Origin of the sequence: Streptomyces sp. NPDC021749 (assembly GCF_040640655.1) — a bacterium.
Lineage (GTDB): Bacteria > Actinomycetota > Actinomycetes > Streptomycetales > Streptomycetaceae > Streptomyces.
This window is the reverse complement of the sequence record NZ_JBFACE010000050.1, coordinates 1-11899: the sequence shown is the minus strand read 5'-3', so window position 1 is coordinate 11899 and position 11899 is coordinate 1. Positions and strand designations below refer to the sequence as shown.

The 11899-nt window shown below is 69.9% G+C and carries 10 protein-coding genes and 1 pseudogene; 5 read left to right on the top strand and 6 right to left on the bottom strand.

What is annotated here, in order from left to right; genetic code table 11:
- Nucleotides 1-53: 53 nt before the first annotated feature.
- The gene (locus AB0G35_RS32710) at nt 54-1256 is read left to right on the top strand and encodes a pyridoxal phosphate-dependent aminotransferase (RefSeq protein WP_360956984.1); all 1203 of its coding nucleotides are present in this window, start codon (nt 54-56) and stop codon (nt 1254-1256) included.
- A gap of 88 nt (nt 1257-1344) precedes the next feature.
- On the opposite strand, the gene AB0G35_RS32705 is transcribed toward AB0G35_RS32710, so the two are convergent.
- The gene (locus AB0G35_RS32705; RefSeq protein ID WP_360956982.1) at nt 1345-1881 is read right to left on the bottom strand and encodes a YbjN domain-containing protein; all 537 of its coding nucleotides are present in this window, start codon (nt 1879-1881) and stop codon (nt 1345-1347) included.
- 129 nt (nt 1882-2010) lie between these two features.
- Nucleotides 2011-4647: an ATP-dependent chaperone ClpB gene (gene clpB / locus AB0G35_RS32700; RefSeq protein ID WP_360956979.1), complete on the bottom strand. Its 2637-nt coding sequence runs from the start codon at nt 4645-4647 to the stop codon at nt 2011-2013.
- Nucleotides 4648-4836: 189 nt separating this feature from the next.
- Here clpB and AB0G35_RS32695 point away from each other — a divergent pair, with 189 nt between their 5' ends.
- From AB0G35_RS32695 to AB0G35_RS32685, 3 genes are all read left to right on the top strand, one after another.
- Complete coding sequence (locus AB0G35_RS32695; protein WP_360956976.1) at nt 4837-5244, top strand: Uma2 family endonuclease; 408 nt, start codon at nt 4837-4839, stop codon at nt 5242-5244.
- Nucleotides 5245-5286: 42 nt separating this feature from the next.
- A complete protein-coding gene (locus tag AB0G35_RS32690) occupies nt 5287-5691 on the top strand; it encodes a pyridoxamine 5'-phosphate oxidase family protein (protein WP_360956974.1) in 405 nt (134 codons plus the stop codon).
- Nucleotides 5692-6101: 410 nt separating this feature from the next.
- Nucleotides 6102-6506, top strand: a complete 405-nt coding sequence (locus tag AB0G35_RS32685) for a hypothetical protein (protein ID WP_360956971.1) — start codon at nt 6102-6104, stop codon at nt 6504-6506.
- 120 nt (nt 6507-6626) lie between these two features.
- Here AB0G35_RS32685 and AB0G35_RS32680 read toward each other — a convergent pair whose 3' ends face one another.
- The 4 genes from AB0G35_RS32680 to dnaK are packed head-to-tail and all read right to left on the bottom strand — an operon-like array spanning nt 6627 to nt 10805.
- Nucleotides 6627-7079: a helix-turn-helix domain-containing protein gene (locus AB0G35_RS32680; RefSeq protein WP_261956876.1), complete on the bottom strand. Its 453-nt coding sequence runs from the start codon at nt 7077-7079 to the stop codon at nt 6627-6629.
- A gap of 1 nt (nt 7080) precedes the next feature.
- Nucleotides 7081-8253, bottom strand: coding sequence for a molecular chaperone DnaJ (dnaJ, locus tag AB0G35_RS32675; protein WP_360956968.1), 1173 nt, complete (start codon nt 8251-8253; stop codon nt 7081-7083).
- A gap of 45 nt (nt 8254-8298) precedes the next feature.
- On the bottom strand, nt 8299-8955 hold the full coding sequence (gene grpE / locus AB0G35_RS32670; RefSeq protein ID WP_310728446.1) for a nucleotide exchange factor GrpE: 657 nt from the start codon (nt 8953-8955) through the stop codon (nt 8299-8301).
- Nucleotides 8952-10805, bottom strand: a complete 1854-nt coding sequence (dnaK, locus tag AB0G35_RS32665) for a molecular chaperone DnaK (protein WP_360956964.1) — start codon at nt 10803-10805, stop codon at nt 8952-8954. The genes grpE and dnaK overlap by 4 nt, the downstream gene beginning before the upstream one ends.
- A gap of 306 nt (nt 10806-11111) precedes the next feature.
- Here dnaK and AB0G35_RS32660 point away from each other — a divergent pair.
- Nucleotides 11112-11899: pseudogene (locus AB0G35_RS32660) on the top strand (Fe-S oxidoreductase); the annotation flags it as partial.

Here is an 11899-nt window from a genome sequence, read left to right as displayed (position 1 = left end):
CCGTCTCAAAGCACAGTTGAGGAACTCCAGAGGTTCGGCGCAGGATGGCGCGCATGGACCGACCGCTGCTCAATCGCCGCCTCGCCGAATTCGGCACCACGATCTTCGCCGAGATGTCGGCACTCGCCGTACGCACCGGCTCCATCAACCTCGGCCAGGGCTTCCCGGACGCCGACGGCCCCGAGGAAGTCAGGGAGGCGGCGGTGCGCGCGCTGCGCGACGGCCGCGGCAACCAGTACCCGCCCGGCCCCGGCATCCCCGAGCTGCGCACCGCCGTCGCCGCCCACCAGGAGCGCTTCTACGGCCACCTGGGCCTGTCGTACGACCCCGACACCGAGGTCCTGGTCACCGCCGGCGCCACCGAGGCCATCGCCGCCGCGCTGCTCGCCCTCCTCGAACCGGGCGACGAGGTCGTCGCGCTGGAGCCGTACTACGACTCCTACGCCGCCTGTATCGCCATGGCGGGCGGCCGCCGGGTGCCGGTGACCCTGCGCGCCGAGCCGGAATCCGGTACGTACCGCCTCGACCTCGACGAGCTGCGCGACGCCGTCACCGACGACACCCGCCTCCTCCTCCTCAACACCCCGCACAACCCCACCGGCACCGTCCTGACCCGCGAGGAGCTCACCGCGGTCGCCGAGCTGGCCGTGGAACGCGATCTCCTCGTGATCACCGACGAGGTCTACGAGCACCTCGTCTTCGAGGGCGAGCACCTGCCCCTCGCGTCCTTCCCGGGCATGCGCGACCGCACCGTCACCATCAGCTCGGCCGGCAAGACCTTCTCCTTCACCGGCTGGAAGGTCGGCTGGGTCACCGCGGCGCCGGAGCTGATCACCGCGGTCCGCTCGGCCAAGCAGTTCCTCACCTACGTCTCCGCCGGCCCCTTCCAGTACGCCGTCGCCGAGGCCCTGGCCCTGCCCGACGGCTACTACAGCGGGCTGCGCGACGATCTGCGCACCAAGCGCGATGTGCTCGCCGCCGGCCTGGCCGACGCCGGCTTCCGGGTCTTCCGGCCCTCCGGCACGTACTTCATCACCACCGACATCCGCCCCCTGGGCGGCGCACTGTCCGAAGAGGGCGACGGCTTCGCCTTCTGCCGCGCCCTCCCCGAACGGGCCGGCGTCGTCGCCATCCCCAACGCCGTCTTCTACGACCACAAGGACCAGGGCGCCCCCTTCGTCCGCTTCGCCTTCTGCAAGAGCGTCGAGGTCCTCCAGGAGGCGGCGGGGCGGCTGAAGGCACTGGCGGCCGGATAGCCGGCGCGGGCGGGCACACCAACGACGACGCGGGCCCCGGAGCGGATGCTCCTGGGCCCGCGCAGCCGGGTCCGGGGTGAAGGGGGCGTCAGCCCTCCTCGTCGCCCGGCTTGTCGTCGGAGTCGCCGTCGATCTCGGCCTCCAAACCGAGCTGCTCGACGATCCACTTGTCGAATTCGATGGAGGCGCGGACCCAGCTGACCGTGCTCGACACGAAGTGTTCGAGCGAAACACCGGTGCCGATCAGCATCGATGCCTCACCGATCAGACGGACCGTGCCGTCGTCATGGGTGTGGGTGTAGGCCTTGGGCCACAGCGTCCGGCGGTTCCAGTCGTCGATCGCCTCCAGCAGCTTCGACTTCTCGTCGAGGCCGTGGACGCGGTCGTAGAACGTGCGGACGGAGAAGATCTGCTGCTCCTCCTCGCCCCGGAACATGAAGTACGTGCGGAACTGCTCCCACGGCGCGGCGAGGTCACCCTCCTCGTCGACTACGTACTTCAGCTCCATCTGGTCGAGGAGCTGCTTGACCAGGTCCTGGTCAGGCAGGACGGGACCATCAGGCCCCGACGGCTGCGGTTCGGGCTGGCCCCCGAAATTCGGAATCGAGGACGGGTCGATGCTCACCGTGGAATTCCCTTCGTATGGTCCCTGCCATCCTCCCCCACATCAGCCCCGTCCTGGCAAGCCCGGACGGGGCCGGTGCGGGCAACGTGTAGGTCAAGGGAACGATCCCCCCGGCGGGACCGCGTCCGGTCAGACCGCGGCGCGCCCGGCGGCCGCCACCGTCAGCCGCTCCCCGTCGCCGTCCACGTCCACCCGTACGGTGTCGCCGTCGAGCACCTCGCCGGCCAGGATGGCCCGGGCGAGCTGGTCGCCGATGGCCGTCTGCACCAGGCGGCGCAGCGGCCGGGCACCGTACGACAGGTCGGGGGCGGGGGCGTCGACGACCGGTTCCCGGCCCAGCCAGGCGAGCCAGTCCAGGGCGCGGTCGGTGACGTCCAGGGTGAGCCTGCGGTCGCCGAGCCGGCGCTGGAGATGGGCCAGCTGGATCCGGGCGATCCGCTGCAGCTGTGCCGTGCCGAGCGCGTGGAAGACCACCACGTCGTCGAGCCGGTTGAGGAATTCGGGCCGGAAGGACGCACGGACGGTCTCCAGCACCTTCTCCTTCTTCTCCTCCTCCTTCAGCAGCGGGTCCATCAGGAACCCGGAGCCCAGGTTGGAGGTCAGGATCAGGATGGTGTTCCGGAAGTCGACCGTGCGGCCCTGGCCGTCCGTGAGCCGGCCGTCGTCGAGCACCTGGAGCAGGATGTCGAAGACCTCGGTGTGCGCCTTCTCCACCTCGTCGAGCAGGATCACGCTGTACGGGCGGCGGCGGACCGCCTCGGTCAGCTGGCCGCCCTCCTCGTAGCCGACGTAACCGGGCGGCGCGCCGACCAGGCGGGCCACGCTGTGCTTCTCGCCGTACTCCGACATGTCGATCCGGACCATCGCCCGCTCGTCGTCGAAGAGGAAGTCGGCGAGCGCCTTGGCCAGCTCGGTCTTGCCGACGCCGGTCGGGCCGAGGAAGAGGAACGAGCCGGTGGGCCGGTCCGGATCGGCGATCCCGGCGCGGGTGCGGCGGACCGCGTCCGACACCGAGCGGACGGCCTCGGTCTGGCCGATCAACCGCTTGCCGATCTCCTCCTCCATGCGGAGCAGCTTCTGGGTCTCGCCCTCCAGGAGGCGGCCGGCCGGGATGCCGGTCCAGGAGCTGACCACGTCGGCGATGTCGTCCGGGCCGACCTCCTCCTTGACCATGGACTCCTTGGCGGCCTCCTGCTCGGCCTCGGCGGCCGCGGCCTCCTCCAGTTCCCGTTCGACGCCCGGGATCTCGCCGTAGAGCAGCTTGGAGGCGGTGTCGAAGTCGCCGTCCCGCTGGGCGCGCTCGGCCTGGCCGCGCAGTTCGTCGAGCTTCTCCTTCAGCTCACCGACGCGGTTGAGGCTCTGCTTCTCCTTCTCCCACCGGGCGGTCAGCCCGCGCAGCTCCTCCTCCTTGTCGGCAAGGTCCTTGCGCAGCTTCTCCAGGCGCGCGACGGAGCCGGCGTCGGTCTCGTTGCGGAGCGCGAGCTCCTCCATCTTGAGGCGGTCGACGGCGCGCTGGAGCTCGTCGATCTCCACGGGGGACGAGTCGATCTCCATGCGGAGGCGGGAGGCCGCCTCGTCGACCAGGTCGATCGCCTTGTCGGGCAGGAAGCGGGAGGTGATGTAGCGGTCGGAGAGGGTGGCCGCGGCGACCAGCGCGGAGTCGGCGATCTGCACCTTGTGGTGCGCCTCGTAGCGGCCCTTGAGGCCACGCAGGATCGCCACCGTGTCCTCGACGGTCGGCTCGGCGACCAGCACCTGCTGGAAGCGCCGCTCCAGCGCGGCGTCCTTCTCGATCCGCTCGCGGTACTCGTCGAGCGTGGTCGCACCGACCATCCGCAGCTCACCGCGGGCCAGCATGGGCTTGAGCATGTTGCCCGCGTCCATCGACGAGTCCCCGCCGGCGCCCGCACCGACGACGGTGTGCAGCTCGTCGATGAAGGTGATGATCTGGCCCTCGCTGGACTTGATCTCCGCCAGAACGGTCTTCAGCCGCTCCTCGAACTCACCGCGGTACTTCGCGCCCGCGACCATCGCCCCCAGGTCCAGCGCGACCAGCCGCTTGTTGCGCAGCGACTCGGGCACGTCGCCCTTGACGATCCGCTGCGCCAGCCCCTCGACGACGGCGGTCTTGCCGACGCCCGGCTCGCCGATCAGCACCGGGTTGTTCTTCGTACGGCGGGAGAGGACCTGCACCACCCGCCGGATCTCGTGGTCCCGGCCGATGACCGGGTCGAGCTTGCCCTCGCGGGCGGCCGCGGTGAAGTCCGTACCGAACTTCTCCAGCGCCTTGTACGTGCCTTCCGGGTCGGGGTTGGTCACCCGCTGCCCGCCGCGGTTCGCCTCGAACGCGGCCAGCAGCTTCTTGGCGGAGGCGCCCTGCTGCTCCAGCAGCTCGCCGGTGCGCCCGCCCTTGGCGGCGATCCCGATCAGCAGGTGCTCGGTGGAGACGTAGTCGTCCCCGAGGTCCTTGGCGCGCTGGGTGGCGTCCGCGATGGCGGTCAGCAGCTCGCGGTCCGGCTGCGGCGGGGACACCGTCGAGCCCTGCGCGCTGGGCAGCGCGGCGAGCTGCCGCTCGGCGCCGTTGCGCAGCGCGGCGGCGTCCGCTTCCACGGCGGCCAGCAGGTCCATGATGTTCTCGTTGTCCTGCCCGGCCAGCAGCGCGAGCAGGAGATGCGCGGACGTCATGTCCGCGTGCCCGGCGGTGACCGCCCGCTTGTTGGCAGCGCTCAGCGCCTCTCGGCTCTTGTTGGTCAGCTCCGCGTCCACGGCCTCGTGATCCTCCTCGTACTCGTGCCCATACCCGGTACTGGCGCACGTTCCCTGAGCCAATCCTGCCTATGCCAACGTGCGATAAGTTGAGTCTATTCCACTCAAGGCTCATCCGTGCGAGGGAATTGCCCCGGAATATGCCACTGGCACTGACCACCCGGGGGACGCGGCATCGTCAACGAGCAGGTGTATGGGCAGTCGGCGACGGCCATGCAGGTCTCGGGCTACAAGGGACTCGTCCTCGCCGGCTCGGGTGACCAGCCCGCGGACCACGCGATTCCCGCTGCCACCATCGCCCCACGCTCACTGCGTCTCTTCCGGGGCGCCCCACCGTGGATGCCCAGCGACGGCGTTGCCATGGTCGCCGAGGCGACCTCGGCCAGGCCCCATAACGACCGCGAGGGCAAGAGACGCGCCTATGCCCGCGCCGGTCTTCCGCTGCACCTCCTCGTCGACCGCGACAGGTCCACGGTGACGCTGTTCAGCGAGCCTTCCGCGGAAGACTACGTGGGCCACACCGCCGTGCCCTTCGGCAAACCCGTCCCCCTCCCCGCCCCCTTCTCCTTCGGCCTGGAGACGGTCGAATTCCTCTGACCGCCGGTCCGGGGCCCCGGGGCCCGGTCTACCCTGACCCCCATGGCCCACGACCTCAGCGCCCTCTCCCCCGAGTACCTCGCCTTCTGGGACGAGTACCTCATGTCGACGCTCACCACGCCGCGGCCGGACGGGACGCCGCACGTGGTGCCGGTGGGGGTCACCTACGACGCCGGGCAGCGGATCGCGCGGGTCATCACCCGCAAGGACAGCACCAAGGTCAAGAACGTGCTCGCCGCCGGGCCGGACGGCGCGCGGGTCGCCGTGTGCCAGGTCGACCGGGGCCGCTGGGCGACCCTGGAGGGCATCGCGCGGGTGCGGACCGAGGCCGGGGCGGTGGCCGACGCGGTCGCCCGGTACGCCGGGCGGTACGGGCGGACGCCGGCCCCCAACCCCGACCGGGTCATGATCGAGATCGCGGTGACCAGGGCCATGGGACGCGCCTGAGCGGCCGAACCACCTCTGGTCCACACCTGTCCGAAAACGGGCGCTCCGCATCCGGCGGCATCGCGCCACCTGGTACCCAAGGACGACGGGGACCGAACAGCACCGGGCAACGACGAGCGGCCTCGGCCTCGTCCCGGGCAGAAGAAGGCAGCTGGAGGCGCCATGGCGTCGGCTTTGCGCATCGTGACGACCGTTCCGCGCCGTCCGCACCCCGCCCGGCCGCGCCCCGCCCGGCCACGCCCGCACGCCGAGCTCTGCCCGCGCTGCGGCGGCCAGCTCGCGGTCAATCAGGACGGCTGGAAGATCTGCCACGCCTGCGGGTACGCCTCGCCACCCGGTACAGCCCCTCCACCACGGGCCGCCCTCGGGGGTATCGTCGCCCCCACAGTCGCCACGCCCCGGAGGGCACGATGAACTCGGTCCGAGTGACGGCGATCGCCTGCCTGATGCCGCTGTCCGAGCTGGACGAGGATCCGTTCCTGGTCGATGACCGCAGCCAGCACGACATGTGCAAGCAGTGGGCGGCAGCCCGTGAGTACCACCTGACCTGCCAGCTCACCCTGCATCAGCTGCGCGCCGACCACAGCGCGCTGTGGCGCGACGTGGAAAACGGCCTGGTCGACGTGTTCGTGACGCCCAATCGGCGGGCGCTGGAGAACGCCATCGACGGCGCCGACGAGTTCAGCGCCCGGTGCGCGGCGGCCGGCATCCGGCTGGAGACCGCCGACCTCGACGAGCCGGTCTACACGCTCGCGATGAAGTCACAGGTGCACCGCCGGCTGTCGATGCCGACGGCGGGCTACAACGGCTGCTGAGCACCCGCCGGGGCCCTTGCCGGCCGCCCCCGTTCGCCCGCCCGGACACGGCGAAGGGCCGGGGCGGCTCCTCACCACCCCGGCCCTTCGCCGTAGTACCACCGCGCCGCGCGGCGCCCGTCACTCGGACCGCTTCGGCCGCCACACCACCAGCGCGCTGGTCTGCTGCACGTCCTGATACGGCACCAGATCGCGCCGATAGGAGGCGTGCACCGCGGCCTCCCGCTGCTGCATCGCGCTGGCCGCGCCCTCCAGGGCGCCCTGCAGCTCGGCGACCCGCTGCTGCAGGGCCGCGACCTGGTTCTCCAGTTCGATGATGCGCTTGATGCCGGCGAGGTTGATGCCCTCGTCCTGGGACAGCTGCTGCACCGTGCGGAGCAGCTCGATGTCCCGGGCGGAGTAGCGGCGGCCCCGCCCGGCCGTGCGGTCGGGCGAGACCAGCCCCAGCCGGTCGTACTGACGAAGGGTCTGCGGATGCAGGCCGGAGAGCTGAGCCGCGACGGAGATGACGTACACCGGCGACTCTTCGGTCAGTTCATACGGGTTACGACGCTGCCCGCCCCGGCTCTCCATCTCAAGCTCCCTTCGCGGCCTGGAACAGCTCCTCCCGCGGGTCGGCCCCCGCGGTCGCCTCGCGATAGGACTCCAGCGCTTCCCTCGCCTGGTCGCTGAGGTCCTGGGGAACGACGACCTCGATGGTGACCAGCAGATCACCCCGGGTGCCGTCCTTGCGGGCCGCGCCCTTGCCCCGGGCCCGCATGGTGCGTCCGTTGGGAGTGCCGGCCGGCAGCTTCAGCGTCACCGGCGGACCGCCCAGCGTCGGCACCTTCACCTCGCCGCCGAGCGCCGCCTCCGGGAAGGTGACCGGCACCGTGACGGTGAGGTTGTCGCCCTTGCGGCCGAAGACCGGGTGGGCGCCGACATGCACGACCACGTACAGATCACCGGCCGGGCCGCCGCGCTCACCGGGAGCGCCCTTGCCGCGCAGCCGGATCCGCTGCCCGTCCGAGACGCCCGCGGGGATGCGGACCTGCATCGTGCGCGCGCTGGTGGCCCGTCCGCTGCCCTTGCAGACGTCGCACGGGTCCTGCGCGATCAGACCGCGGCCCTTGCAGTCGGCGCACGGGTCGGTGAGCGAGAAGCCGCCGCCCGCGCCCCGGCTGACCTGGCCGGTGCCGACACAGGTCGGGCAGACCCGAGGCGTACCGTTTTTGTCGCCGGTGCCCGAACAGGCCTTGCACGCCGCCTGGCTGGACATCCGCAGCGGGACCGTGGCCCCGTCGACCGCCTCGGTGAAGCTCAGCGTCACCTCGGACTCGATGTCCTGGCCACGCCGCGGCTGGGTACGCGTACCCGCGGCGCCGCCACGGTTGAACAGCCCGCCGAAGACGTCCCCGAGCCCGCCGCCGAAGCCGCCGGCACCGCCGCCGCCACCCGAGCCCCCGAACAGGTCGCCCAGGTCGAAGTTGAAGCTGCCGCCGCCGCCCGGCCCCGGCCGGAAGCCGCCGTTGCCGAACAGCGCGCGCGCCTCGTCGTACTCCTTGCGGCGCTTGGCGTCGCCCAGGACGTCATTGGCCTCGGAGATCTCCTTGAAGCGCTCCTCGGCCTTGGCGTCGCCCTTGTTGGCGTCCGGGTGGTTCTCCCGGGCCAGCTTGCGGTACGCCTTCTTGATCTCCGCTTCGGTGGCGTCCTTGGGGACGCCGAGGACCTTGTAGTAGTCCTTCTCGACGAAGTCCTTGGTGCTCATCCCCGACGTCCCTCCTCCCGCGCGGTTCTTCTGTTCGTGCTCACGTCAGCCCTCTTCCGGGCCACCGCTCTCCTCGTCCGAAGCCTTGGCGTCCTCGTCCGAGGCGGACTTGGCGCTCTGCGCGCCCGGCTGCGGTTCGGCGACGGCGACCCGCGCGGGGCGGATCGTTCGCTCACCGATGCGATACCCGGGCTGCAGAATCGCCACGCACGTCGTCTCCGTGACGTCGGGCGCGTACGAGTGCATCAGGGCCTCGTGGATCGTCGGGTCGAAGGGCTCGCCCTCCTTGCCGAACTGCTGCAGACCGAGCTTGGCGACCACGGTTTCCAGCGACTCGGCGACCGACTTGAAGCCGCCGACCAGCTCGCCGTGTTCACGCGCCCGGCCGACGTCGTCGAGCACGGGAAGGAGCTCGGACAGGAGGTTCGCCACGGCGATCTCCTTGACCGCGACCCGGTCCCGTTCCACCCGACGGCGGTAGTTCTGGTACTCCGCCTGGAGCCGCTGGAGGTCCGCCGTGCGCTCGTTGAGCGCCGTGCGTACCTGGTCCAGCTGCGCCTGGAGCGCTACGTCCTGTACGTCCCCGGCCGGGGCCGAGCCCGCCTTGTCGGCGGACTCGGCTTCCTGCGCCGCGTCTTCGGGGGTGGCGGCGTCAGAGGGGACGTCGGGCTTCTCCTCGAAGCCCGGGGTCTCCTCCGTCACGCGGCACCGTCCTTCTTGGGCTTCTCGTCGTCGACGATCTCGGCGTCCACGACGTCGTCGGCGGCGTCGGCCTTGGCCTGCTCACCGGCGGCGGCACCCTCGGCGCCCGCCGCGGCCTGCGCGTCGGCGTACATGGCCTGGCCGAGCTTCTGGGAGACGGCCGCGACCTTCTCGGTGGCGGTGCGGATCTCCGCGGTGTCCTCGCCCTTGAGCTTCTCCTTCAGCTCGCCCACGGCGGTCTCGACCTCGGTCTTGACCTCCGCGGGGACCTTGTCCTCGTTGTCCTTGAGGAACTTCTCGGTCTGGTAGACGAGCTGCTCGCCCTGGTTGCGGGCCTCGGCGGCCTCGCGGCGCTTGTGGTCCTCGTCCGCGTAGCGCTCGGCCTCCTCCCGCATCCGGTCGACCTCTTCCTTCGGCAGCGACGAGCCGCCGGTGACGGTCATCTTCTGCTCCTTGCCCGTGCCGAGGTCCTTCGCGGTCACGTGCATGATGCCGTTGGCGTCGATGTCGAAGGAGACCTCGATCTGCGGGACGCCGCGCGGGGCCGGCGGCAGACCGGTCAGCTCGAACATCCCGAGCTTCTTGTTGTACGCCGCGATCTCGCGCTCGCCCTGGTAGACCTGGATCTGCACGGACGGCTGGTTGTCCTCGGCGGTGGTGAAGATCTCGGACCGCTTGGTCGGGATCGTCGTGTTCCGCTCGATGAGCTTGGTCATGATGCCGCCCTTGGTCTCGATACCGAGGGACAGCGGGGTGACGTCCAGCAGGAGGACGTCCTTGACCTCACCCTTGAGGACACCGGCCTGCAGGGTGGCGCCGATGGCCACGACCTCGTCCGGGTTGACGCCCTTGTTGGCGTCCTTGCCGCCGGTCAGCTCCTTGACGAGCTCGGCGACGGCCGGCATACGGGTCGAACCGCCGACCAGGACCACGTGGTCGATGTCGGACAGCGCGATGCCGGCGTCCTTGATCACGTTGTGGAACGGGGTCTTGCAGCGCTCCAGGAGGTCCGCGGTCAGCTGCTGGAACTGCGAGCGGGTGAGCTTCTCGTCCAGGTGCAGCGGGCCCTCGGCCGAGGCGGTGATGTAGGGCAGGTTGATCGTGGTCTCGGTGGACGACGACAGCTCGATCTTCGCCTTCTCGGCGGCCTCGCGCAGACGCTGCAGCGCCATCTTGTCCTTGGACAGGTCGACGCCGTGGCCGTTCTGGAACTGCTTGACCAGGTAGTCGACGACGCGCTGGTCCCAGTCGTCACCACCGAGGTGGTTGTCACCGTTGGTGGCCTTCACCTCGACGACGCCGTCACCGATCTCCAGCAGCGAGACGTCGAAGGTGCCGCCACCGAGGTCGAAGACCAGAATGGTCTGGTCGTCCTTCTCCAGGCCGTAGGCCAGGGCGGCCGCGGTGGGCTCGTTGACGATGCGCAGGACGTTGAGACCCGCGATCTCACCGGCCTCCTTGGTGGCCTGGCGCTCGGAGTCGTTGAAGTAGGCCGGAACGGTGATGACCGCGTCGACGACCTTCTCGCCCAGGTACGCCTCGGCATCCCGCTTGAGCTTCTGCAGGATGAAGGCGCTCATCTGCTGCGGGTTGAAGTCCTTGCCGTCAATGCCGATCTTCCAGTCGGTGCCCATGTGGCGCTTGACCGACCGGATCGTCCTGTCGACGTTGGTGACCGCCTGGCGCTTGGCGACCTCGCCGACCAGCACCTCGCCGTTCTTCGCGAAGGCGACGACGGACGGCGTGGTCCTGGCGCCCTCGGCGTTGGTGATGACGGTGGGCTCACCGCCTTCAAGAACACTGACGACGGAGTTCGTCGTGCCCAGGTCGATGCCGACCGCACGTGCCATTTCGATTCCTCCAGCTGACTTGAGTGGAACAGGCTCAAGAGTGCAACACCGAGGAAAACCTGTCAACAGAGCTGAGTCGAGTCCACTCAACTTTTATGTCGCCCTTATCCTCACCCGGCCACCACCATGGACGCCCCACCTCGACGCAGGGTTGCCTTCGCGACACAGATCACCGGCCGGGCGCCTTCATGGCACCGGGGAGAATGGGTAACCTCAGCCGCAGACCCAAAAAGTTACTCAGTAGTAGTCCGCTGAGCCCGCTCAGCGCTCTCCGTCTTCCGCTCTCGCAGGTCCGAGGAGCCCCTCATGCAACTCGCCGCGATCATCGTGTCGCTGGTCCTCATCGCGATCGGTGTCGCGCTGTTCGGCCGCGCCATCCTGCAGATCTACCGCCAGATGCGGCTCGGCCAGCCCGTACCCGCCGGCACCCGCACCGATGCCCCCGTGCAGCGTACGGTCACCGTGGTCAAGGAGTTCCTCGGCCACACCCGTATGAACCGCTGGGGCGTCGTCGGGGTCGCGCACTGGTTCGTGGCGGTGGGCTTCTTCTCGCTGCTGCTGACGATCGTCAACGCCATCGGCCAGCTCTTCAAGGCCGACTGGCTCCTTCCGGTCATCGGCGACTGGGCGCCGTACAACGTCTTCGTCGAGTTCCTCGGCACGATGACGACGCTCGGCATCCTCGCCCTGATCGTGATCCGCCAGCTGAGCAAGCCGAACAAGCCGGGCCGCAAGTCCCGCTTCGCCGGCTCCAACTTCGGCCAGGCGTACTTCGTCGAGGCCGTCATCCTCATCGTCGGCGTCTGCATCTTCATGCTGCACGCCCTGGAGGGCGCCCAGCACCACGTGGACGCCTACGAAGCGTCGTTCTTCATCTCGTACCCGGTGGTCGCCTGGCTCAAGGGCCTGGACGTCGCGACGCTCCAGAACCTGACCTACTTCTTCGCCGGCCTGAAGATCGCGACCTCGTTCATCTGGATGATCACGGTCGCCCTGAAGACCGACATGGGTGTGGCCTGGCACCGCTTCCTGGCGTTCCCCAACATCTGGTTCAAGCGCGAGGCGGACGGCGATGTGGCGCTGGGTGCGCTGCA